This is a genomic window from Rhodopila globiformis (assembly GCF_002937115.1).
In the GTDB taxonomy this organism is placed as follows: Bacteria; Pseudomonadota; Alphaproteobacteria; order Acetobacterales; family Acetobacteraceae; genus Rhodopila; species Rhodopila globiformis.
In genome coordinates, this window is sequence record NZ_NHRY01000232.1 from 28,835 (window position 1) to 51,913 (window position 23,079).

Sequence of the window (23,079 nt, forward strand, 5' to 3'; positions counted from 1 at the left end):
GAGCGGCATACGCGGACGCAAGGGGACGCGCTTGCCCTGGCATGCCCGCGGTGCAATTGTCCGGCCGCGTTGGGACGACCCGTTATGCGGTCGCGGTTGCGCTCGTGCATGAGGATATGATGGCGAAAATCAAGGTCAGGACCCCGGTCGTCGAGCTGGACGGGGACGAGATGACCCGCATTATCTGGGGCTTTATCAAGCAGAAACTCATTCTTCCTTACCTGGACATCGACCTTCAGTATTACGACCTCGGCATCGAGCACCGCGACCAGACCGACGACCAGGTGACGGTGGACGCCGCGCACGCCATCGCCCGGTACGGCGTCGGCGTGAAGTGCGCGACAATCACCCCGGATGAGGCGCGGGTGAAGGAATTCGGCCTGAAGCGCATGTACCGCAGCCCGAACGGGACGCTGCGCAATATCCTCGACGGCACGATCTTCCGCGAGCCGATCATCTGCCGCAACGTGCCGCGGCTGGTGCCGCACTGGACCAAGCCCATCGTCATCGGTCGCCACGCCTATGGCGACGTGTACCGGGCGGTGGAGATGCGGGTTCCGGGCGTCGGCAAGGTCACCATGTCGTTCCAGCCCGCCGACGGCGGCCCGACGCGGACGCTGGAGGTGCATGAGTTCGGGGAAGGCGGCGGCGTCGCGCTATCGATGCACAACACCCGCCGGTCGATCGAGGGTTTTGCTCGTGCAAGCTTCAATTATGCCCTGATGCGCAACTGGCCGTTATATTTCTCCACCAAGAATACCATCCTCAAGACCTATGATGGATTCTTCATGCAGACCTTCGCGCGCATCTACGAGGCCGAGTTCAAGGCGGAATTCGAGAAGCGCGGCCTGACTTATGAACACCGGCTGATCGACGACATGGTCGCCTGCGCGCTGAAATGGGAAGGCGCCTATGTCTGGGCATGCAAGAACTACGATGGCGACGTGCAGTCCGATACGGTGGCGCAGGGCTTCGGCTCGCTGGGGCTGATGACGTCGGTGCTGCTCAGCCCGGACGGCACGAAGGTGGAGGCCGAGGCGGCGCATGGCACCGTCACCCGGCATTACCGCCAGCACCAGCAGGGCAAGGAGACCTCGACCAACCCGATCGCGTCGATCTTCGCCTGGACCCGCGGGCTGATCTATCGCGGCCGGTTCGACAACACGCCGGACGTCACCGCGTTCGGCGAGCTGTTGGAGAAGGTCTGCATCGAGACGGTCGAATCCGGTTCCATGACCCGCGACCTCGCGATGCTGATCGGCCCCGGCCAGCCCTGGCTGAACACGCAGGCTTTCCTCGGCAAGTTGGACGAGAACCTGCAAAAAGCGATGAAATGATCGCGGCCCCCTCCGTTCCGGTGGAGTCCGTTCCGGCGGGGCGGACGGGGCGCTGACTTCGGGGAGGAAGCGATATGCCGGATTCGACGGGTCTCGGCGGGCTGCGGGCCTATCCGCTGGCGCGGCGCGGGATGATGATGACCGGGCTGGTCAGTGGCTTCACCCTGGCGACGCAACGGGTCGAGGCGCGGGCGATCCATACCGATACGCAGGGCCTCGATGCCGGCGAGGCGCGGATTCCGGTGCCGGACGGCGCTCTGCCGGCGTATTTTGCCCGGCCGGCGGGCAAGGGGCCGTTCCCGGTGGTGCTGGTGAACGAGGAGATCTTCGGCGTCCACGAGTACATCAGGGACGTCTGCCGGCGCCTGGCGAAGGCCGGTTATTTCGCTGTCGCGACAGAGTATTATGCGCGCGTCGGTGACCTGTCGAAGATGACGGACGTTCGGCAGATCATCCGCGACGTGATTGCGAAGGCGCCGGATAATCAGTACATGGCCGATATGGACGCGACCGCGGCGTGGGCGCTGCAGCATGGCGGCGATGCCGGGCGTGTCGGCGTGATCGGCTTCTGCCGTGGCGGGCGGCAGACCTGGCTGTACGCCGCGCACAGCCCGCATTTGAAGGCGGCGGTTGCCTTCTATGGTCCGCTTGGCGGCACGCCGTCCTCCATCCAGCCGCAGACAGCTCTGGATGTGGCGGACAGGATCCGGTGCCCGCTGCTGGGGCTGTACGGCGGGCAGGACCCGGGCACTCCGGTGGCCATGACACGCGAGGCGGAGGCCAGGGCAAAGGCCGCGCACAGGACGGTGGAGATCGTCATCTATCCCGACGCTCCGCACGGTTTCCACGCCGACTACCGGCCGAGCTACCGGCAGGCCGATGCCGCGGACGCCTGGGCGCGCATGCTGGCCTGGTTCAGGCGCTTCGGCATGGCTCCGGCAGGCTGAGGCGAGCGGATCATCCGAGCCGGGGCAGGTGCGGGCTTCGGCCATGGACGCTGCGAAAGCGTTCCGGATCAGGATCGGGCGGAGCGTCCGGGTGTAGGGTGGCCTGGTGTTCGGGCCAGGCCCGGGACCGTGCAGCGCCGGTTCGGCAGCATCGTCGTTGCGGCATGCATGGGCGGGAAGGCTGATGTTCCTGATACAAAACAATATCTGTTCCATTGCGGCGTTGGCTTGATTTCATGGCAACCGCGGCGTGGTGTGGCGATTGATCCCAGCCTGCGCGACCGCAGGTCGCAACAAATCTTCTCTGCGACCTCTGCGCCCCGCTCTGCGATCTCTGCGTTGAATCGCGGTGGTTGCGGCGCCACCGGCGTCTGGGGTTGGGTGACTCACCGGCAGCGCCGCTCTTTGTTGCGGCACCGCATTTTTTCAACGCAGAGTTCGCAGAGCGGAGCGCAGAGGGCGCAGAGAAGGGATTCCGGCGGCCTGCGGCCGCGGTGGACTCGCATCGGTCAACGCCAAACAGAACGATGTGGCATCCAGCTGATGCTGCGGATCTCCCCGGTCCATCGCACGTGCGGCCAGTCCCGGCAGATGGCACGCACCGTGCCGGCGCCTGGTTCGTTGCATATGCCATCAGGCCTGCGGGAATCCCGGCGTCCGCACGGCCATTCCGGCCTTGATGGCTGCTGCGGCAGGATGATCCGACCGAACGCAATCGATCCCTGCGCCCAGCATAACGGATAAGCAACAACACTCTCCAGCGCCGTTCGGACGGCGAGGCACGTCGTCCCGCATCGCGACTTCAAGCGGCCTTGATCACCGGGCCGGTAGGCGGCAGGGCGCGGATCGGTCTAAGGGTCGCAGGGAGGGCGGAGACCAGGATGATACTCAGGACGTTCGGACTGCTGTTTCTGATGATCATTGCCGGATGCGCGAACGTCTACGAACCACCCGGCGGAAATTTCAAGAAGGTAAGCCAGCTGGTGCATTTTCCCGACTTCTATCCCGGTCTGGGAACGCTCTACGTCCAGCCCAACACCCTGCCGGAAGGCCCTTTCTACGGCTACGACCGCCAGGGACGGCTGGTCGACACGATCTATATGCTGCCGCTGCGCCTGCTCAATGCGCACACCGTGATCGACGCCCTCCAGGTGACCCGGAAAAAGGTTGATCATGTCGACGTCCACTACACCGACGGTCACCCCGGCGTCCCCGAACCGCATTACCACATCATCCTCTGGCACGTGTCGCCAGAAGAGGCTGCCAAGGTGCAATAAGGATGCTGTCACGTCGCCTGACGCTCGCCGGATCCGCTCTGGCGGCCTTGTCCGGCAAAGTTGCCGCGCAGGAGGATACACAGACCGACATGGTCCTGCTGCCGGCCGACGACCAGGCCGACGCCATGCAGACAGTCAACGACATCGTGGCGCGGCTCGCCGGCCCGGATGCGCGCCTGCGTGCCGCACCCAGCCGTGGCATCATCGACAGCGCCACGCACCTGGCCGATCGGCCGGCGGCCGTGGCGGCGATATTGCCGTCCGTCAGCCTGGTGTATATGCGGCAGTCCGGGCTGCCCGAGCACGTCGTCTATGCCAACCGCTTCATTGGCCGGATGGGCGTCAGTGACCTGCATATCCTGGCCTCCCGCCAGGTCAGCGACCTGCGCGACCTGGCGGGGCAGAAGGTCGCGGTGGGCCCGAAGGACGGTGCGACCCAGGCGACCGCCGCGGTATGGCTCAATCACGGCCCGCTGCGGATTGAGCCGGTGTACCTCGAGGATCAGCAGGCGCTGGCCGCGGTGCTGCAGGGGCAGATTCCAGCGATGATGCTGCTCGCCCGCAAGCCGGCACGGCTGTTCTTCGACGTGAACCTGTCCGACGGCGTCCACTTCCTGCCGATCGGCATGGCGGGCGGGGGGGCGGCGGGCCTGTTCCAGGCGCAGATCCAGCCGCAGGACTACCCGCTGCTGAGCGGGGGCGAGGCGGGACGGGGCCGCTCGGTCCCGACGCTTGGCGTGCCGCTCGTGCTTGCCTGCTACAACTGGCTGGCGACAACGCCGATGTTCCTCGGGCTGGCGCGGCTGTCCGATCTGCTGATCCAGCACGGCAGCGGCCTGCCCGGCTTCGACATGAGTGCGGACGTTCCCGGATGGCAGCGTTTCCCGCCGGTGGCGGCCTGGCTGGCGCGCGGCGGAACAGTCTGGGACGCTGCCCTGGCGGAACGCCGATCCCCGTCGGCGCAGGCGATCGACACGAGCCGGGCGGCGGCGAACACCACCCGCCCGGCGCCGGCACCGGTTCCGGACCAGGCTCCGCCCGTCACCCCACCGACACCGGCGCAGAAGGAGCGGCTGTTTCAGCAGTTCCTCGACTGGCGGCGCACCCATTAGCGCACGATCGGCCCGATGCGGTCGTGCAACGATCGCGGGTTGGTGACGTTGCTTACGAAACTTGAGACGCAGAAGCGGCGCCGATGCATCGGCGCCGCTTCTGTCAACGGAACGAATGGCCCGGCCGGCGGAACCGGCCCTGGTCAGGCCAGGGTGATCGGGCGATCCGGGAAGGAAAGCTGCTCGCGGCGGATCCAGTTGGGACGGACGTAGTTGATTTCCATCAGCCGGCGGACGCCGACCAGCGGGCGCGGCTCGAAGCCATGCCACGAATGCGGGCCGGCGATGAAGATCGTGCCGGAATCGAACTCGCCCGAGGCGCGGCCGATCCACTTCACGTCGTGGTCGTAGATGTCGGTGCCCCAGTTCACCGAGTCCGGGCCGTGAAACAGGTAGATCACCAGCGAGAAGATCTTCTCCGGGATATCCCGGTGCGGCTCCAGCCAGGCGCCGTCGATGTCCTGGATGTACTCGATCCGCAGGTAGCCGCCTTCAGGCTCGACGTCGCAGGTTTCGGCCAGGGCCCGCGCCACCGTCGGGCGCTGGAACGCCTGGGCCATGGCCTCGCAGCAGTCGAACTTGCCGCGCAACGTCGGATTCAGATACGTGCGCTGGTCGTTGTAGGTGCCGCGCGTGCCATCGGTCTTGCCGAGAAACGCCGGGCATATCGGCAAGGTCAGGATGCCGATGCACAGGTTCAGCGGCAGGACCTCCTTCATCTTCCAGGTGCGGTACGGCTCTTCCGAGCGTTGGCACGCGCGCAGCGACTGCAGGAAGTGCCGCTCGATCTCGTCAGCCGAAACCTCGGGGGGGAACTTCATTACTTTGCTCCCGGCAACCGCTTCGGTGCCAAATTGACAATCCGGCGCAGCATCGGCACGGACTTGACGTACGCGCTGACCCGGTGCCGCACGTACTCGGCGCGGATATAGGACTCCGAGTCGACGTAGCACAGCTGCAGGCTCATGCGCTGGGCCTTCTGCGGCAGGAAGCCGTGCCAGGAGTGATCGCACACCCGGAACATCATCATCTTGCCGAACTCCGGCGGGTATTCGAAGGCGTAGTCCTCGCGGTCCTCACTGCGCAGAATGCGCAGCTTGCCGCGCTCATGCGGCCACTCGCGGGAGAAACCAAGAAGCACCGTAATGATCTTGTGCTTGCTGTCGGGATGGGCGTAGCCCTCGTTGTAGTGGCCGGTCGTGTTGCCCATCATGACGATGTAGGGCGGGCGCTTGCTCAGGTCGATGTCGAATTTTTCCTCGACCAGGTGGCGGAACCGGTCGCTCAGCAGATCCTGGATCACCGCGTCGAACTTCGGGCCGCGCACCAGGTCGGGCAGGGCGTAGCTGCCGCGGTCCGGGATGGTTGGCGCGTCCGCCAGGACTTCTTCCTTCAGCCGCTCCGGCAGCGCGTGGTCGATATAGCAGTAGTCATAGGGATCGTGCCGAAGTACGCCGGCCGCGACGGCGGCCTCGTCGATCATCTTCAGCGGTGCGTTGCTGTCGCTCATGTCAGGCGTCCTGTGTTCGCATGGATGCGTTCGTCGGTTTGCTCAGTACTGCGGCAGGCCAGGCGCGTCGTGCGGCGCTATGGCGATGCCTTCGAGTTCGATCAGCCATTCCGGGCGGCAGACGGCGCCGCGCAGCATCAGCCGCGGGATCGCCGGAAAGCGCTCGGCCAGGCAGGCGTTTATCAGCCCGTGGTCGCTCGGGTCGCGCAGATAGACCAGGAAGTGCGTCATGTCCTCGATGCGCGCGCCGCCGGAGCGCAGCAGCGCATCGATGTTGTCCAGCGCGCGGTCAAGCTGCCGCCGCACGTCGCCGACGTGCACAACCTTGCCCGTCGAGTCGATGCTGGCCGTCCCCGAGATGAAATGATGCGCCCGGTCGGCATAGGCGATCCGCGTGCCGCGCTCAAACGTGACGTCATAGTCCTTGGTGGCGCACAGGTAGTCGAAGTCGTTCAGGTAGGATACCTGGGCGGGGCGCAGGCCGAGGATGGAATAGGCATCCATCAGTACTGTATCATACTGATGGGAACAGGCGCCCTCGATGCCGGTGCTGGCGATGTAGTGGGTGTCGCGCGTCAGGCCGTGCTGCTCGAACAGGACGGTGCGGGCGTCGACCAGTTCCTGATAGAAGAAGTCCACGTCCTTGACGTAGATCCAGGTGCGCACGCAGTTATCGGCCAGCGTCGCCCCGTTGTCGGCCAGCGTGCCGATCAGGCGGTTGAACACCTCCCGCGTCTGGTCCGCGGTGGAACCGGGCCGGGTGGGGTTGGTGGCGCACAACCGGGTGCTCCACAGATGGCCGAGACCGCCGGTTTCGACCAGCAGGTGCTCGGGCGAAAGCTGCCGTTTCACCACCGGTGCCGGGCTTTCCCGGTGATAGGCGACCAGCGCGACCTTGCCGTCCGGCAGCGGTGGCTGCTGCACCATCGCGACGGCGACCGGCGAATCCAGCGGCTCCCGGAACAGGCTGCTCTGGCGCAGCAGGGCGCCCTGGTTGGCGATGTCGCTGAGATAGATACGGCGGAAAATAGCCGTATCCGGCGACAGCCGCAGGGATTGCAGCGCCTCGGCATAGCGCTGGGTCACGGCATCGATCTGCCGTTGCAGGCTCAGTTCCCCGGGCGCTTCGATGACAATGTAATGTTCGGCGCAGCCCGACGAACCATAGAAGCTGCGGACGGTCTGCTCATCAAGGAATCGTATCATAGTCGCTTTACACCTTAAAAGGGTGCGGCGAGGCAACCCCGGTTTTCCCGCAGGTGGATCGATTCTACTATTGAATCATCTAGGTCGCCGCAATCACGGGCGTCTTTGATCTGGATCAAGGCAAGCCGCCCGGTGCCGGCCGGACCGCAGTTTGCCGCGACCCGTGCAATGGCGGCCACGGTGCCCGAGCCGATGACGGCGCGGCTCCGGGGCCGTCGCGTTGCCCCAACCGGCCTGCCGTCGCGCCTGTTCGCCATGACACGGGGGAGCGGCCGCGCCGCCAGCCCACCCTGCCGGCGCTGACGCCGGCCGCCGGGTTTGCCCCTCGCGTTCGCAATTGAACCCGGACGCAGGCCGCGTCATCACGTCGGCTCCGGCGTGCCGCGAACGGCGCGGCGACTCCGGGATGATCCGAGGTGCGATCCATGAGACTGGCAGTCTTTCTCGCGATCTGGCTGATGGCCGGACCCGCGCTGGCGGCGGACCCGCCGCGCATGCAGGCCGATCCGTCCTGGCCGAAGCCGCTGCCGCACCACTGGGTGCTGGGCGAGGTGTCCGGCGTGGCGGTGGATGCGGCCGACAACGTCTGGATCATCCAGCGCCCGCGCACCGCCAAGGTCGATTCGCGGCACGTCGCGGCCCCGCCGGTGATCGAGTTCGATCCGGCGGGCGCCGTGGTGCAGGGCTGGGGCGGACCCGGCAAGGGCTATGACTGGGTGCAGAACGAGCACGGCATCACCGTCGACTCGAAGGGCTTTGTCTGGATCGGCGGCAACGGCCCGGACGACGGGCAGGTGCTGAAATTCACCCGCACCGGCCGATTCGTGCTGCAGATCGGCCACCCGGCGCACGGCGCCGCCAGCAACGACGTCACCCGACTCGGCCGCCCGGCCGAGGTGGCGGTGGATGACGCGGCGAACGAGGTCTATGTCGCCGACGGCTACGCCAACCGCCGCATCATCGTGTTCGATGCCACGACCGGCGCCTTCAAGTGGCTCTGGGGCGCCTATGGCGGGCGGCCGGCCGACGTCACGCAGCACTACGACCCGCACGCGCCGCTGCCGCGCCAGTTCGGCCGGCCGGTGCATTGCGTCAGGCTGGCGAAGGACGGGCTGGTCTATGTCTGCGACCGGCAGAACGACCGCATCCAGGTGTTCCGCAAGGACGGCACCTTCGTCACCGAGTGGCGGATCGCGCCGGACACGACCGGCCTGGGCAGCGTCTGGGACCTCGGGCTATGGCCGGATGCCGGGCAGACCCTGCTGTTCGTCGCCGATGGGCGGAATGAGCGGGTGCACGTGGTTCGCCGCGGCGACGGCAGGGTGCTGGGCGGCTTTGGCGCGGCGGGACGCAAGCCTGGCGAGTTCCACTGGGTGCACAGCCTGGCGACCGACAGCCACGGCGACGTCTTCACCGGCGAGGTTGACGGCGGCAACCGGGTGCAGCGCTTCGTCCCGGCAACCGCGCCGTGAACGGCCGGTAACGGACGCTTTGATCAACGGGAAACTGCGCCAGCCGCGTGCCCGGTTGTGTCGGCCCCTATGGCCGGCGCGGTTGGCCGGATCTCTTGCCCGTCCGCCCCAGTCCCCGTTGATCAGCGTCCCTGCAGCAGGTCCATGAACGGCGGAAAGGTCAGCAGCAGCCCCGCAATCAGCATCGTCACCGCCGCCAGGTTGATCGGCACGAGGTTGACGTCGCGGCCTGACCAGCGCCGCGCCAGCATCAGCCAGGCCGCAAGCCACACCACGATCGTCGCCAGTACCACACCGGAGAGCGGTCCCGTCGGTGGCCAGACGGTGAGCGTGTGGCCCAGAACCGGCAGCGCATCGCCTGAGAAGGCAAACAGGCCGAGCGCCAGCGAGCCGATGCCGGCTGCCAGGATGGCGGCGCCGCCCGGACCGTTGGGAAGGGGCGGGGGATCGGACATGCTACGGCCCCCGGTACAGGACGAACTCCGCGCCGCCACGCACCGGCGCAACCTTGTTCAGCATGGCGCCGAAGCCGCCGGCCACGGCGGTGGCGAGGAAGGCAATGGCGGTGAACGTCAGCACCGCCGACCGCATCCCCCGATGCAGGGCAAGCTGCGGGCCGTACTTGATGAACACGTAGGCGACCATCGTCATGGCGATGGGCGTGAACCAGGCGATGTGCTCCTTCCATTCCATGCCCAGGTCATGCCACCCGGCGGTGAGCGGGTTGGAAAGCAGCAGGGCGCGCGGATAGCCGGACAGGTTGGTCGCGCCCGGCGGCGGCACGGCGCGGTACCAGGGATAGATGATGCAGGCCCCGGACAGCGTCGTCAGCCATGCCAGCGCCGCCATGCTGACCAGGTAGAAGCGGAACATCGCGGTTTCCCACCGCGGCCGCGGCTGCCGCGGCCCGATGGCCGCGGCAGCGTAGATCACCCCGATCGCGCCGGAGAACGCCAGCATGAACAGCGCGCCGAAGCCCATGCCATGGAGAACCGTCATCAGGTCGCGATACGAGATCTCCATGGCCGCGCCCTATTTCAGCGTGGCGAGATAGGCGATGATGTTGGCGCGCTTTTCCGGATCCCTCACGCCCATATAGGTCATCTTCGTCCCGGGTATCATCGCGCGCGGCCCCTGCAGGTACTTGTCCATCGTCTGCGGGGTCCAGGTGATGTGCGCGTTGCGATTGGCCGCCGAGTAGCTGTATCCGGGCACCGATCCGGTCTGGCGTCCCATGATGCCGAACAGGGTCGGGCCGATCTTGTTCACCCCCGGCTCGGCCGAGTGGCAGATGCCGCACGCATTCCGGAACGCCGACTTGCCGGCACTGACGTCAGCGGCGTGCGCAACGGGGCCGGGCAGCAGCACCGCCAGCGAACCGCAGGCCGCGCCGAGGACAATGGTATGGATAATACGCCTGGACATGATCTCTCTCCTTCGCAGCACGCGCTCAATGGGCGGCCGGCAGCTTGGCTTCCAGCGCGTTGCCGAGAAGCGTCAACGTGGGGATCAGGATCTCGAAGTCGGTCAGCGAGTCGGCAGCGGCGGATTCGGCGAACGCCTGGGCATTCTTGTCACCGGCCTTTTCCGCGGCGGTGGCGAGTTCGTTCAGCCCGTCGGTGATCTCGGTGTGCTCGATGAAGATCTGTTCATGCTCCGCCTGGGTGCGCTTGATCATCGGCAGCGCCCAGGCCATGTCCGGCGTCACCTTGCCGGCGGCCACCTCGGGCAGCAACGTCAGCGGCGGCTGGATGAATGCCTCCTCGCGCGCCATGTGCCGCTTCATCATGACCAGCAACCGGCTGGCGGCTTCCCCGACCTCGCCCGGGTGATGCGTCAGCGCGGTGAGCTGCTCCAGGGTTTCCTTGTGCTCGATGATCTGCGATTGCGGGATCAGGTGCTGCTCGGGCTGCTGCGCCATGATCGGCTGCGATGGCACGATCCAGGCGGCGGCTGCCGCCACCAGCCACATGCGCGACGATTTCGAAAGCATCGTTTTCTCTCCTGGTTCAAAGTTGCCGTGCTGCCGGCCGCTCAGAAGATCAACCAGGCGAACAGCAGCAGGGTGTTGTTGTCGTTGGCCCTGGTCCCGAGGCCGTCGTAGTTCGACGTGCCGCCGTTGAACTGGGTATAGGCCGTGTACTGGACGCCAAGCTTGAGGTTCATGAACGGCGCCCACAACGAGCTGTCCTTACCGAACGGTACCCAATCGGCTTCGATAATGACAGCATTATTGTCCGGCTTGTCGTTGGCACTGGGCACCCCCGCGACTGCGTACAGGGCGGCGTTTGCCGGGCCCCAGGTCTTCTGCCAGCCGACTGTGAAGCCGTAGGTGTTCTTATACCAGTAGGACACGTTCGCCCGGAACTGGTTGAGGTTGGCCCCCGTCGAAGCAACCCCGGTCAGGCCGGCCGTGCCTTTCAGGTTCTGGTTCTCATGGGTGAAAATGCCCTGCACGGTGACGCTGTGCGGCCCATGGTTCAGCAACTGGTAGCCGGCATCGAAGGCGTAATCGGTATAGTGGTCGGTGCCCAGGGCGCCCGTGGTCTGGTACGGGATGCCGGTCGGCGGATCGACATCCGCATGCATGAAGATCGTGCCGATCCACGCGGCGCTCTCGCCCCATTGCCATTCATACGCCGCGCGCAGATATGGCGCCGGGCTGGTGGTGCTGCCAATGCCGTAATCGTTGCCGAAGCGTGCGAGAAGCCAGGGGCTGAATGTACTGTAGGCACCGCCTTCCAGGTACAGTGCGTTATTCCACCAGGCATAGATGGTATAGCCGATGGCATTGCCGGTAAAGCCGCCGGCCAGGATCGGATTGCCGACCGGCGTCGGCGCGATGGCCGAGGCGATGAACGGAAATCCCCAGACGAAGGTCGAGTTGTACGGGTCCTGCACCGTCGGCGCGTTGTTCAGCGTCGTGCCGATGCGCAGTTCCTTGCCGCCGAGATTGAAGGTGGTGGTGTAGGGCCGCAGATCCATGTTATCGACGTGCGCCGTGTTGTCCACGTCGGTCCAGGTGAACTGCATCAACCCGCCGGTATGCTCGCCGATGCCGCCGCCGATGAAGCCGCTGATCTGGTCGAGCGAGAAGTTGTTGTTCGGCGCATAATGTTGCGGTGGCGGATTCTGGTCGCTGGCCGTGTTGGTGAACGAGGTCTGGATCATGAGCGACAGCGGCACGTACGAGGCCCAGCCTTCGCCGCCGCGCTGCGTGTAGCCGCCGATCTTGAAGGCGCGGCCGAGTGGCGTGAGCTCCGGTCCAAAGCCGCCGACGTGGCAGTCGGTGCAGGCCTGTCCGGTCTGCGCGGCAAAGGCTGGAATCGCCTCGGCCGGTCTGGTCGCCAGCGCCACGCCGGCAAGCGGCAGCAGCAGCCACAATACGAACCGAATCCGCCTGGCCATGGACACGCCCCCTTTGTCTTCACGAACCTTCTTTGATTGATTCATGAGGCCGGACCCGGCAGATCGAATGTATCTGATCCATACTGGTCGTTGCTCTTGAAACAACAGTGTCGCAAAGGACTGTATCCATCAGGCCGTTTGCTTCGGATTAAATTATTACCTACGAAAGCTTGCTGGCGGCCAATGCATCCGTGCCGCTGAAAGGCAAATTTTTTGCGATATCAGTAAGATGGCGGCGCAGGCCCATGCCGGGCGCGTCACCAGGCCAGTCCGCCACGGCGTTTCCGTCACCCACTTGTGATTGATGCCAGTAGCCGGCAGAGCCGATTGGTACGGGCGCGGTGCTGGCGGGGCGATCGTGCGCGAAATCAATGCGATACCAGCAGCCGTGCGGAACGAAAGCGGCCCAGCGGCAAGCAGGCTGGCATGAGCGGCCGGATGCAAACGCAGCGCTGAATACCGCCTGGTCCAGCCTGACTGTTCGCAACTTTCGATGAAACGATCACGCCATTTCCTGGTCACGCCATTTCCCGGTACGGTACGGGACCGTACCGGGACAGACTATACCGGAATCGTAACAAAAAGTTACGCCGGCGTCAATTCGCGCTCCACCCAGGCGAGGCCTTCGCGCCCGTGCAGGAAACCATTCTGCCAGGGAACCTCGCCGGTCAGCCCGCGCAGTTCCTCGGCCGCTTCATGCAGGCTGACGGTGCCGTCGAGCACGGCACGATAGGTCCGGGCCACGGCCACCATGTCCACGTCCTGCGGCGACAGGCGGAAATGCGTCACGCCCATCCGGCGCAGCGCCGCCAGTTCCTGCAGCAGCACCAGATAGCCGTTCGACAGGGTCTGCGTGCCGTTGATGGTCAGCACCCCGACGCCGTCGATCGTGTCCGCCGCCAGGCCGTCCGGGTCCTGGCCGCAGACGAACTGGCAGGTGTCCTTGGTCAGGTCGTGCGAGCGGGCGTGGTAGCAGCGCATCGCCACCGACAGAGGCTGGCGGCCGAACACCATCAGTTCGGTCTCCACCGTCGAGCGGCCGGCCAGCACGCGCACCGTGTCGGCGTTGGCTTCCACCGGCAGCACGATGCGGGTGGCGCCGTCGCGGATCACCACGTCCTGCGCGCCCTCGTTGAACACGTTGATGTACGGGCCGATGACGTGCGGCCGGCCGGCGACCTGCTGCAGGCAGGCGACGTCGTTCGCCTCGACCAGCGCGCCGCTTTCGGCCAGCGCGCGGGCCTCGTCGACCTCGCGGTCCAGAGTCATCAGCGCCAGGGTGGAGCGCACCACCTGCTTGCCGGCGGCAACCAGGCGATGGACGACTTCCTGCATATGCGGCGCGAAGAACGACTCGCGCTTGGAGCACACGACCTCGCCCAGGTAGACGCAATCGACCGCCGCCTCGTCGGCGATGCGGAAATAGAAGTCGCGGCGCTTCGCCGGCGTCCAGTGGAACAGCAGCGGGCCAAGCGTCAGCTTGGCCTGGGAAAGAGACGTCATCGCCAGCCCTTCCTGTAGGCGCCTGTGGTTTCGCGCTGGCCTTCGGCGACCGAGGCCAGCTTGTTGGCCACCGCCTCGTTGGAGCCACGCTCCAGCGCGTCGATCGCCTTGCGGAAGCTGCTGACGACCTCGGTGACATAGGCGCGGCTGCGCTGCCGGCCTTCGATCTTCAGCGCGGTCACGCCGGCCGCCTTCAGGTCGCCCAGGATGTCGATTGCGTTCAGCGCCACTGGCTCCTCGAACAGGTAGGTGGCACGGCCATGCGTGACGTAGCGGCCCTTGCACGGGGTCGGATACGCCGCCGGCTCGCCCTGGCGGAAGCGGTTCAGCGTTACGTCGCCGAGGCGCGACAGCGTGGAGGCGCCGTCGTCGCGGTACGACACGTGGCTGGCCGGCGCGCAGGCGCCTTCCGTCGTCGGCGACAGGCCGGTGATGTAGGAGGACAGGAAGCAGCGGCCTTCCGACATCGGGCCGACGGAGCCGAACGCGAACACCTCGGTCTCGATGCCGATGCGCCGGACCAGGGCGGCGACCTGCTCGACCGACAGCACGCGCGGCAGCACCACGCGCTTGATGTCGAAGCGGTCGCGGTAGAAGGCGATCGACAGCTCGTTCGACGCCGAGGCCTGCACCGACAGGTGTCGCCGCAGCTCGGGATGCCTGCGCTGGGCATAATCCAGCACGCCGAGATCGGCCAGGATCACCGCATCGATGCCGGCGGCAGCGGCATTGTCGATCGCGGCGTGCCAGGGGGCGGGATCACCGGCGCGCGGGAAGGTGTTGACCGCGGCCAGGACCTTGCGGCCATGGCGGTGGGCGTACTCGACGCCCTCGGCCATTTCCCGGACGTCGAAATTCAGGCCGGGATAGTTGCGGGCATTGGTGCAGTCGCGGAAGCCGCAGTACACCGTGTCGGCACCGGCATCGATCGCCGCGCGCAACGCCGCCGGGGTGCCGGCGGGGCAAACCAGTTCAAGACTCATGGGGCTCCTGTCGCGGCGTTTCCTGCCGTCCGCATCTGCCTGACATCCATTTTGGCGAGGCGTGTCTTCAGCGCTTTCACCTCGGCGCGCAGTTCATCGCATTCGGCGGCGAGGTCGCGCGACGGCACGTTGGCCTCGTGCAGCTTGGCGTGCAGCGTGGCGACCTGCGTGCGCGCCAGGCCGATGACGCGGTCGAGCCGCCGGCCGATGCGCCGCGCCGGCCGCTCGAACGGGCCGAACAGGGCGGCGATCTCGTCACGCATGACGATTTCCTCGCGGTCGAGCGTGTTGCGCACGGCGACGCTGACCTCGGTGGAGCCGGTGATCTCGATGTCGCGGGTGAAGAACAGGGCGTCGCTGTCGATGCGGCCTTCCAGCAGGGCGATCAGCGCCGCCAGGCTGCCGCGGATCCGCGCGTCCGGGGGCGGCGGGTCGTCCTCGGTCAGGAGGCGGACGTCCATCTGTCCGGCGCCGTACTCGATTTCGAAGCGGTGCGGCAGGTCAGTCGGCTCAATGTGGATAATGCCATGGTCGAGGCGGCCGAAATTCTCGACGAGGTGCGGATGCCGCCGGCGCATGATGCGCGTCAGCAGCGCCACCATGCGCGCCAGCACCGGGCTGGGCACCATGGACAGGGCGGCGGACGCCAGTGGATGAGAGTCGTGCATAAGGGTTCGGTCCAGATCGATCGAGCAGCCGCCATGGTGACGGGCGCGGCCGCTTGGACATTGATCTGGATCAACCGTCAATCGTAAGGTTTGGTAGCGGAACAGATCCGGGCGGCGCGACAGAGGCGGCGAGGCGAACGGGCTGCTGTGCCTGATGCGGCCGCTGCGGCGGGTTTCACGGCAGGCCGCGCCCCTCGTGTCATGACCAGGTTTGTCCCCAGCGAGGCGGAATTGGCAGGCGCACGAGAAGGACAGAATCGCTGCACACCGGGTGGTCTCTTGCCAACCGACACATCCCTGCGCCCATCAAGGCCGGTCGCCCTGAAATCGTCCATGGCTGATCGAACGCCGGGTCTCTGACCATCCGGGCACGCCACGGCGGAAGGACGGCAGCGGCGCAGCCCCAGGCGAGACTTGATGAGGAATTGCCGATGGTACCACTTGGTAGTATAACCGCGCCGGGAGGTGGCAATGACTGTCAAGACCTCGATTTCGCTGACTGACGAGCAGGATGCTTACGCCCGCGCCTTGGTTGAGAGGGGCCGCTATCCGAGCGTCAGTGCGGTTCTACAACGCGGATTGGAGGTGCTGCGACGCGAAAATGAGACACATGAGGCCGAACTCCAGGCCTTGCAGACGCTGATCGATCGGCGACGAGCCGGATCGATCGTGCCCTTGGAAGCGACTGTGGAAGAGTTTCTCGCGGCGGTGGACCGCGAAGGCTAGCGTCGTGCGCCGTTATGCCGTTTGTCGAGCGGCTTCCGTCGCTCGCGACGTCTCCATCATCCGGAAGCATTTGGTACAGGCCTATCAGGACTTCGGAGACCAACGCGCCGCCGCGACGGAGCGGGCCGCCGCGCGCATCCGCGAGGCGTTTGACTACCTGCAGACGTTAGCCACCCATCCCCACCGGGGAACGGTGCATCCCGAGCTACGGGGAGGCATCCGCCATGTGACGGACAAAAACTTTGTCTACTATTTCGAAATCGATGAGCGGCTCGCCCAGGTCACTGTTCTTGCCATCTTTTTCGGCGGCCAGGACCACAGGCGTCAAATCGCGGAACGTCTCGTTGATGTCCCCGCTGCGCAACGCGCTGCAAACAGGTCACCGGACTGATCGTCGACAGGCTCCACTATCGGCTTGCGGCGCGCATCAGCGGCCATCGGGCCATATCAAGCCTGCCCTGGCAGCCTGCCGGTCGTGATTGGCACACTTGCCGCTGGCGAGGCCGCGCGTCGTGGATGGCCGCGACAAGCACGGCCATGACACGGGGGAAGGGTATGCGCCGCCCTAATCCTGCCGGTAGTTCGGCGCCTCGCGGTCGATCGCCACGTCATGCACGTGGCTCTCCCGCACGCCCGCACTGGTGACACGGCGGAACCGGGTGTTCGTTTGCAACCCTGCAATGTCCGCGCTGCCGGTGTAGCCCATGCCGGCTTTCAGGCCACCGACAAGCTGGTGCACCACGTTGCCGACCGGACCCTTGTAGCCGACGCGCCCCTCGACCCCCTCCGGCACCAGCTTGAGCTGGTCCTTGATGTCCTGCTGGAAATACCGGTCCGCCGAGCCGCGCGCCATCGCTCCCAGGCTGCCCATGCCGCGATAGGACTTGTACGACCGCCCCTGGTAAAGGAAAACCTCGCCCGGCGCTTCGTCGGTGCCGGCAAGCAAACTTCCAATCATACAGCAGTCGGCGCCGGCCGCGATGGCCTTGACCACGTCGCCGCTGGTGCGCATGCCGCCATCGGCGATGGCCGGAACCCCATGCTCCTTGCAGGCGGCGGCGGTTTCCATCACCGCGGTGAACTGCGGCACGCCGACGCCGGCGACGATGCGGGTGGTGCAGATGCTGCCCGGGCCAATGCCGATCTTCACCGCATCCACGCCGGCGGCGATCAGCGCCAGGGCGCCTTCGGGCGTGGCAACATTGCCACCGATCACCTGGACCGCGTTGGAGGCCTTCTTGATCGCCTCCACCGCGCGCAGCACGCCGACGGAATGGCCATGTGCGGTATCGACGACGACGGCGTCCACCCCGGCGGCAATCAATGCCCGGGCGCGTTCCTCGCCATCCGGACCCACGCCGGTGGCGGCGGCGACGCGCAGGCGGCCGAGCTCGTCCTTGTTGGCCAGCGGGTGCGACTCGGCCTTGTCCATGTCCTTGACGGTGATCAGCCCGACGCAGCGATAGGCGTCGTCCACGACGATCAGCTTCTCGATGCGGTGCCGATGCAGCAACTGCCGCGCCTCGTCGTAGCTGACAGTCGCGGTTACCGTCACCAGGTTCTCCCGCGTCATCAGCTCATAGACTTTGAGGCTGGGCTCGGTGGCGAAGCGGACGTCGCGGTTGGTGATGATGCCGACCAGGCGGTTGGTGTCGCGCTCGACCACCGGGATGCCGCTGATGCGGTGGCTGTACATCAGGGTCTTGACGTCGGCCAGGGTCTGGTCGGGATGGATGGTCAGCGGGTTCACGACCATGCCGGATTCATACTTCTTGACCCGGCGGACCTGCGCGGCCTGTTCCTCGGCCGTCATGTTCTTGTGGATCACGCCCATGCCGCCGAGCTGGGCCATGGCGATGGCCATCTCGGATTCGGTGACGGTGTCCATGGCGGCGGAGATCAGCGGAATGTTCAACGGGATCGCGCGCGTCACCCGCGTCACGGTGCTGGTCTGCGACGGCAGCACCTGGGAATAGGCGGGGACGACCAGCACGTCGTCGAACGCCAGCGCCTCCTCGACGCGGGCCGGTGTGACGCGCGGCGCGGGCGGTGTCGAGACGGGCTGGGGGGGAATGTCGAGATCCATGGGCGGTGTGAACCTTTCCGCTACCTTGGCGCCCCCACATAGGCGGCTGGCCAGGAGACTGCAAGCGTCCGCTGTGTGACGGCGCCTGTTTCATAGGACGTTCACGCGCGCGCCTGTGGGGAAAGCGGCTGGCAAGAGCGCCGCACCGCTCGCGCCGGGGGCATGGGAGCCGGCGCCGACAGCTTGTCCACTCAGGCCGTGTCCGTGCCACGCCTGCCGGTGCGCTGCCGCCATGTTGAACGGAACCGGAGCCGCCAACCGGTGGTTAGAGGATGAGCTTGGTAACAACGTGCAACGACCGGGAAGGGCAACACGATGCGACTGCCGGGTCAGCCGCAAGCCGATTGGCTTTTGCCGCGCAGGGTGGGCGGCACGGCGCCGCGGCGGACGGTGTCTCAACGACGGTGCCGAGCAGGCGTGATGGCCACCATGCGCAACGGAAAGACGATACGATGACCAGGCACAGGCTGATGGCGCTGGGTTTCGCCGTGCTGCTGACGGCGCCGGCGGCGCCGCATGCCGCTTTTGCCGACAATGCGATGGGCTACCGGCTGCTGTCCCCGCGGGAGGCGGCGGCGCTGCCGTCTCGCCGGGGCACTATCGGCCTGAACGTCCGGCGGCAGGAGCGGATCGTTGACAGCGGCCTGACCTTCGACATCATCCAGGTGACCCACATACGGCGCAACTCGCCCGGCGCCCGGGCCGGCTTCAAGGTCGGCGACCAGATCGTCGCCGTCGACGGCCAGGTCTTCCCGAGCCTGGCCGTCTTCGCGGCCTATATCGGATCGCGCCCACCCGGCAGCCGGGTCGTCGTCGATATCATGCCGGCGGGACGCGGGCCGGAGCAGGCGCGGCGGATCACCGTGGCCGTCGAGCGCGCCGGGTAGCCAGCGAAGCGGCCGAGGCGCTGTCCGCGACCCTTCGACCGTGGCCCGGCCCATGCCTTGCCAGCACAAGGCGAGCCTGCAGCGCAGAATCTGGCGGCCGGCCCTCGTCCCGTGATGGGTGGCCGACGTTGGGGTGCATGACAGCGGCTGGCATCCGTCTCCGTCGCTTTCGGCTGTGAACCGGCGCATTGCCGTGGCCGGCCCTGAATGCGACTGCCGGGTGGGGCCGCCTCCGGGCAGCAGAAAATGCATCCCAATGGCTGGCCTTTCTTGCAATGAAACCATGACGGAGGCCACACAGCCTGTGGTTGTCGCGAATATGAAATCTCGTGCCTGTGTATGCATGGCACGGTTTCCACAGGATCGGTACAAATGGCTAACTCTTTTCTTGCTTTGATGTTGCGCTGCACAATATGCTGTGCCGTGGCGCAGAACCTGCGCCGCGACTGAAGGCGCAGAGCGATGAGACAAACGGATCAGCACGAACCGGGCCGCCACCCGTCCTCCCAAGGGACTTCCTTCGCGGCATGGATGCCGGTTCTGGCCGCGATGGCCATCATGGTGACTGGCTGCCTGAGCACGTTCCTGGTGCTGCAACTCGACGAGTTCCGCCCGAAAATCGGTGACATGGTGGTGTTCAAGCCCGGCTCGCAGGACACCGACCTGTGGCAGACGAGCATCCGGGCGACGGTGGTGTCGCCGGCGGGCGCGCCGGTGGGCGACTGCACGCTTGACCCGAATATCATGGCGACCGACGGCGGCAGCCTGGTGGTCGAAGCCCGGCAGACCGAGCCGGTGCTGCAATACCGCATCCACTGGGCCGGCGCCGAGACATCGAAGCTGACCAGTGCCTGCGGCACCCATGCCAACCTGGTGGTATCCCGCACCGACCTGCAGCGTCTGGCCAATGCCGCCGGTGGGTTTGGCGTCGGCGACAAGGGCATGGTCCCCTAGAGCCACGGCCGGCCGGAGACCACCGAGCGGCCCCAGGCCGGCGTGACGGGGCGTGGAGCATCAGCTGAAGCCGGTATGCTCACAGCGGGCCTGCTTCAGGATGATGTTTCCAGTGCATGCCGGGAACAGGCGGGCCACGGCCTTGACGCCGCCAACCGGCCTCAGAACCAGGCGATTGGCGCAACCCGCGGGGCTCTGGCTGCCTCAGGCCGGTGTGATAGGGTGACATCATGCCGTCTCGCCAGATATCGTCCCATGCACCTTTCTCCACCTCGCCGGTGTTCGAGGCGCTGATTGTTCCCTATCGCAGCACGACTCGCCGTGGTGTCATCTGGATGGCCGTGGCGATCGTCGTTCTCAGCCTGGGGGTCGGAATGCGGTTCCTGCTTCTGGGGGCTTGGCCGGTGATGCTGTTCAGTCTGCTGGAGCTTCCGCTGCTCGGCGTTCTGCTGGCGATCAATCTGCGTCAAACCAGAGCAAGCGAACTGATCCTGCTCGACCCGCGGCAGATCACCGTCACCCGGACCGACCCGGCCGGGCGCCAGACAGGCTTCTCGCTGCCGACCGCGTGGCTGCAGATCAATCTGGAGGAGAACCGGGGCGCCTCACGCGTCGTTCTGACCACGCACGGACAAGGCCGCGAAATCGGCGGATTCCTGCACGAGCCGGAAAAGGCGTCGCTGTGCAAGGCCTTGCAACGCGCCGTGCATGATATCCGGCATCCCGTTTTCGACAATCCGCAACTGCGGGGCTTGTGACCGGCATATTTGTTCGCCGTGCCTGATAGTCCGGCACGGCGTTGTCTGCCTTGTCTCAGGGTTCAGCGTCTCAGGGATCGGCCGGGCCCATCGACTTGATGAGATCGAACACGCGCTTGCGGACCGACGGGTCGGTGATGCGGTAATAGGCCCGCACCAGCTCCAGCGTCTCCCGCCGGCTCAGCGTGTCGTCGGCGAATGAATCGGACTGATCCGCCCCGCCAGCCGATCGGCGGCTGGGCAGGCCGCCGAAATTGGCCGCCAGACTGTCCGGCATGTCATCGAAGAAAAAGCTGATCGGCACATCCAGCACGCGCGACAGGTCGAACAGGCGGGAAGCGCCGACGCGATTCACCCCACGCTCATATTTCTGGACCTGCTGGAAGGTCAGGCCGAGAGACTCGCCCAGTCGCTCCTGGGACATACCCAACAAAGTACGGCGCAGACGAATACGCGATCCGACATGCACGTCGATGGGGCTTGGGCGACCTTCCCTGTCATTGCCCATGACCTGTTCGGCCCCTGCCATGCTATTCGTCCTCTTTCTAAACAGACAGTGTCACAGTCATACCGTTGAAACGCCAGGTTCGCCATACACCCTTTGCATGAAGAACCGGCGACGAAACTATGGATAACTCTCTATCCTTGCAACCCAAAATTGTCAAGTCGCAGAAAATTCGACGTGATGAGGCTGGCTACGTCTCATTTCCTGCGAATGCTTCCGGATTTGATGTGCCGCCGGGTTTTGCCTGCCAGAAAGCCGGCAATCACAGCCAGTATACCGGCTCCAAACGGCAACCACAAACCGGCCCTGGCATAAAGCGGCGGCGGCAGTGCCCCCGGCAGGCGCACCGGGAGTATTCCCATCTGCTGCATCCCCAGCCGCGCCAGTTCATGGCCTCTGGAGTCGAATGCCGCGGATATGCCGGTGTTGGCCGCCCTTAGCAACGGCAATCCTTCCTCGACCGCACGCAGCCGCGCCGCCGCCAGGTGCTGCCGCGGACCGGTGGAATTGCCGAACCACGCGTCATTCGTCACGTTGACCATCCAGTCCGGCCGATCGGCCGGGTCGATCACCTGGCTGGGGAAGATCGCCTCGTAGCAGATCAGCACCCCCACCGGCGGCAACCCCGGAATGTGCAACGTCCGTGGCCCGGGCCCGCGCGCGAATCCGCCCCCGGGCACCACCTGAATGCCGATCGGCAGCCAGTCCGGCTGGTATTCGCCGAACGGCACCAGGTGCCACTTGTCGTAGATGCCCTCGATCACACCGCCGGCGCCGATGGCGAACAGGCTGTTGCGCGGGCGGTCGTCCTGGTCGAAGCGGACCGAGCCGGCCAGCACCGGCGCGCCGTCGGCGGCCTCGGAAATCAGTTGCCGCGCCCGGTCGTCGGTCTGCAGCTGCGCCGGGCTGGCGGTCTCCGGCCAGACGACCACGACGGGATGGCCGTCCGCCCGCGCCACCGCCTGGTGCGTCAGGTCGAGGTAGCGGCGGAAGATCGACACCATCAGGGCGCTGTCCCACTTCTGCCCCTGCGGGACGTCGCCCTGGATCAGCATCACCGTCAGGTCCGGCGCTTTGGGCAGAGGCTGTTGCAGCCGCGCGACTCCGAAGCCACACCACAGCAGCAGCGCCAGCAGCGCGCCAGCCCGGCCGATCCAGCCGTACAGCGGCGCCGCGGCCAGCAGGATGGTCGCCAGGGTCAGCCCGTGCACACCCACCAGCGAGGCGGCCTGGATCATGACGTCACCGGGATAGCCGGGCAGTTCCCAGACACTGCCCAGCGGATTCCAGGGGAAGCCGGTCGCGACGAACTGCCGGGCGAGGTCGGCCAGCACCCAGCCGCCGGCCAGCACCACGGCGGCGGGCCAGCCGGGCCGGGCATAGCGGGCCAGCGCCGCGGGGACGACGATGAACGCCGCCAGGACGGCGGCAAGGCCGGGCACCGCGATCGGCACCAGCCACCAAAAGCGCGCGGCCTCGAACAGGATCGCCTCGGTGATCCAGTACAGGCCAATGAGATACAGGCCGAAGCCGAACCACCAGCCGCGCCGCGCCGCCACCAGCGGACCGCGGGCGCCGCGGATCAGGCACAGCAGCGTCGGCACCGTGGCCAGCAGCACCGGCACCACATGGATCGGCGGCAGCGCCAGGGCCGACAGCGCGCCGGCCAGGCAAGCGGCCCCATCGGCTCGCCAGCCGCGCAGGCTGGCCAGCCGGTCAGTCAGGGAACCCGGCATGACC

The 23,079-nt window shown here is 66.4% G+C and carries 24 protein-coding genes; 10 read left to right on the forward strand and 14 right to left on the reverse strand.

Going from position 1 to position 23,079, the window contains the following annotated elements:
• Window positions 1–119 precede the first annotated feature (119 nt).
• From CCS01_RS22690 to CCS01_RS22705, 4 genes are all read left to right on the forward strand, one after another.
• Window positions 120–1,337, forward strand: coding sequence for an NADP-dependent isocitrate dehydrogenase (locus CCS01_RS22690; protein ID WP_104521080.1), 1,218 nt, complete (start codon window positions 120–122; stop codon window positions 1,335–1,337).
• Between the two features lie 74 nt (window positions 1,338–1,411).
• Entirely contained in the window at window positions 1,412–2,284 is an 873-nt protein-coding gene (locus tag CCS01_RS22695) for a dienelactone hydrolase family protein (protein WP_104521041.1), read from the forward strand.
• Between the two features lie 881 nt (window positions 2,285–3,165).
• Window positions 3,166–3,561, forward strand: a complete 396-nt coding sequence (locus CCS01_RS22700; protein WP_204848404.1) for a hypothetical protein — start codon at window positions 3,166–3,168, stop codon at window positions 3,559–3,561.
• 2 nt (window positions 3,562–3,563) lie between these two features.
• Window positions 3,564–4,673 carry a type 2 periplasmic-binding domain-containing protein gene (locus tag CCS01_RS22705; protein WP_104521042.1) on the forward strand — a complete coding sequence of 370 codons (1,110 nt, stop codon included), beginning with the start codon at window positions 3,564–3,566 and terminating at the stop codon, window positions 4,671–4,673.
• A gap of 143 nt (window positions 4,674–4,816) precedes the next feature.
• Here the strand turns inward: CCS01_RS22705 and CCS01_RS22710 are convergent, their stop codons facing one another.
• Genes CCS01_RS22710 through CCS01_RS22720 form a run of 3 tightly spaced genes read right to left on the reverse strand, consistent with a single transcriptional unit; the run spans window position 4,817 to window position 7,389 of the window.
• A complete protein-coding gene (locus CCS01_RS22710; protein ID WP_104521043.1) occupies window positions 4,817–5,494 on the reverse strand; it encodes a hypothetical protein in 678 nt (225 codons plus the stop codon).
• Window positions 5,494–6,183: a 2OG-Fe(II) oxygenase gene (locus tag CCS01_RS22715; protein ID WP_104521044.1), complete on the reverse strand. Its 690-nt coding sequence runs from the start codon at window positions 6,181–6,183 to the stop codon at window positions 5,494–5,496. Before CCS01_RS22715 ends, CCS01_RS22710 begins: the two co-directional genes overlap by 1 nt.
• A 42-nt stretch (window positions 6,184–6,225) precedes the next feature.
• The gene (locus CCS01_RS22720; protein ID WP_104521045.1) at window positions 6,226–7,389 is read right to left on the reverse strand and encodes a Rid family hydrolase; all 1,164 of its coding nucleotides are present in this window, start codon (window positions 7,387–7,389) and stop codon (window positions 6,226–6,228) included.
• Between the two features lie 425 nt (window positions 7,390–7,814).
• On the opposite strand from CCS01_RS22720, the gene CCS01_RS22725 reads away from it, so the two are divergent.
• On the forward strand, window positions 7,815–8,861 hold the full coding sequence (locus CCS01_RS22725; protein WP_104521046.1) for an NHL repeat-containing protein: 1,047 nt from the start codon (window positions 7,815–7,817) through the stop codon (window positions 8,859–8,861).
• A gap of 122 nt (window positions 8,862–8,983) precedes the next feature.
• Here the strand turns inward: CCS01_RS22725 and CCS01_RS22730 are convergent, their stop codons facing one another.
• The 8 genes from CCS01_RS22730 to ubiT form a co-directional block, all read right to left on the reverse strand.
• Window positions 8,984–9,316, reverse strand: coding sequence for a hypothetical protein (locus CCS01_RS22730; RefSeq protein WP_104521047.1), 333 nt, complete (start codon window positions 9,314–9,316; stop codon window positions 8,984–8,986).
• A 1-nt stretch (window position 9,317) separates the two neighbouring features.
• Window positions 9,318–9,884: a hypothetical protein gene (locus CCS01_RS22735; protein ID WP_104521048.1), complete on the reverse strand. Its 567-nt coding sequence runs from the start codon at window positions 9,882–9,884 to the stop codon at window positions 9,318–9,320.
• 9 nt (window positions 9,885–9,893) lie between these two features.
• On the reverse strand, window positions 9,894–10,286 hold the full coding sequence (locus CCS01_RS22740) for a c-type cytochrome (RefSeq protein WP_104521049.1): 393 nt from the start codon (window positions 10,284–10,286) through the stop codon (window positions 9,894–9,896).
• 25 nt (window positions 10,287–10,311) lie between these two features.
• Window positions 10,312–10,854, reverse strand: coding sequence for a hypothetical protein (locus CCS01_RS22745; RefSeq protein WP_104521050.1), 543 nt, complete (start codon window positions 10,852–10,854; stop codon window positions 10,312–10,314).
• 41 nt (window positions 10,855–10,895) lie between these two features.
• Window positions 10,896–12,269: a cytochrome C gene (locus CCS01_RS22750; protein WP_104521051.1), complete on the reverse strand. Its 1,374-nt coding sequence runs from the start codon at window positions 12,267–12,269 to the stop codon at window positions 10,896–10,898.
• A 585-nt stretch (window positions 12,270–12,854) separates the two neighbouring features.
• Window positions 12,855–13,772, reverse strand: a complete 918-nt coding sequence (ubiV, locus tag CCS01_RS22755; protein ID WP_104521052.1) for a ubiquinone anaerobic biosynthesis protein UbiV — start codon at window positions 13,770–13,772, stop codon at window positions 12,855–12,857.
• The gene (gene ubiU, locus CCS01_RS22760; protein WP_104521053.1) at window positions 13,769–14,755 is read right to left on the reverse strand and encodes a ubiquinone anaerobic biosynthesis protein UbiU; all 987 of its coding nucleotides are present in this window, start codon (window positions 14,753–14,755) and stop codon (window positions 13,769–13,771) included. The genes ubiV and ubiU overlap by 4 nt, the downstream gene beginning before the upstream one ends.
• Window positions 14,752–15,423, reverse strand: a complete 672-nt coding sequence (gene ubiT / locus CCS01_RS22765) for a ubiquinone anaerobic biosynthesis accessory factor UbiT (RefSeq protein WP_104521054.1) — start codon at window positions 15,421–15,423, stop codon at window positions 14,752–14,754. Before ubiT ends, ubiU begins: the two co-directional genes overlap by 4 nt.
• A gap of 471 nt (window positions 15,424–15,894) precedes the next feature.
• Between ubiT and CCS01_RS22770 the strand changes: the two genes are divergently transcribed.
• Together CCS01_RS22770 and CCS01_RS22775 are read left to right on the forward strand one after the other, a co-directional pair.
• Window positions 15,895–16,149, forward strand: a complete 255-nt coding sequence (locus tag CCS01_RS22770) for a ribbon-helix-helix domain-containing protein (RefSeq protein ID WP_104521055.1) — start codon at window positions 15,895–15,897, stop codon at window positions 16,147–16,149.
• Between the two features lie 4 nt (window positions 16,150–16,153).
• A complete protein-coding gene (locus CCS01_RS22775) occupies window positions 16,154–16,540 on the forward strand; it encodes a type II toxin-antitoxin system RelE/ParE family toxin (protein WP_146101907.1) in 387 nt (128 codons plus the stop codon).
• 174 nt (window positions 16,541–16,714) lie between these two features.
• On the opposite strand, the gene guaB is transcribed toward CCS01_RS22775, so the two are convergent.
• Window positions 16,715–18,235 (reverse strand): IMP dehydrogenase, encoded by a 1,521-nt coding sequence (guaB, locus tag CCS01_RS22780; protein ID WP_104521057.1) that lies wholly within the window; start codon window positions 18,233–18,235, stop codon window positions 16,715–16,717.
• A gap of 452 nt (window positions 18,236–18,687) precedes the next feature.
• Between guaB and CCS01_RS22785 the strand changes: the two genes are divergently transcribed.
• The 3 genes from CCS01_RS22785 (at window position 18,688) to CCS01_RS22795 (ending at window position 20,834) form a co-directional block, all read left to right on the forward strand.
• The gene (locus CCS01_RS22785) at window positions 18,688–19,122 is read left to right on the forward strand and encodes a PDZ domain-containing protein (RefSeq protein WP_158258550.1); all 435 of its coding nucleotides are present in this window, start codon (window positions 18,688–18,690) and stop codon (window positions 19,120–19,122) included.
• Window positions 19,123–19,680: 558 nt separating this feature from the next.
• Window positions 19,681–20,076, forward strand: coding sequence for a hypothetical protein (locus CCS01_RS22790; protein WP_158258551.1), 396 nt, complete (start codon window positions 19,681–19,683; stop codon window positions 20,074–20,076).
• Window positions 20,077–20,354: 278 nt separating this feature from the next.
• Complete coding sequence (locus CCS01_RS22795; RefSeq protein ID WP_158258552.1) at window positions 20,355–20,834, forward strand: DUF2244 domain-containing protein; 480 nt, start codon at window positions 20,355–20,357, stop codon at window positions 20,832–20,834.
• Between the two features lie 70 nt (window positions 20,835–20,904).
• Here the strand turns inward: CCS01_RS22795 and CCS01_RS22800 are convergent, their stop codons facing one another.
• Both CCS01_RS22800 and lnt read right to left on the reverse strand, forming a co-directional pair.
• The gene (locus CCS01_RS22800) at window positions 20,905–21,363 is read right to left on the reverse strand and encodes a helix-turn-helix domain-containing protein (RefSeq protein WP_104521061.1); all 459 of its coding nucleotides are present in this window, start codon (window positions 21,361–21,363) and stop codon (window positions 20,905–20,907) included.
• A gap of 173 nt (window positions 21,364–21,536) precedes the next feature.
• The gene (gene lnt, locus CCS01_RS22805; RefSeq protein ID WP_104521062.1) at window positions 21,537–23,075 is read right to left on the reverse strand and encodes an apolipoprotein N-acyltransferase; all 1,539 of its coding nucleotides are present in this window, start codon (window positions 23,073–23,075) and stop codon (window positions 21,537–21,539) included.
• Window positions 23,076–23,079 lie beyond the last annotated feature (4 nt).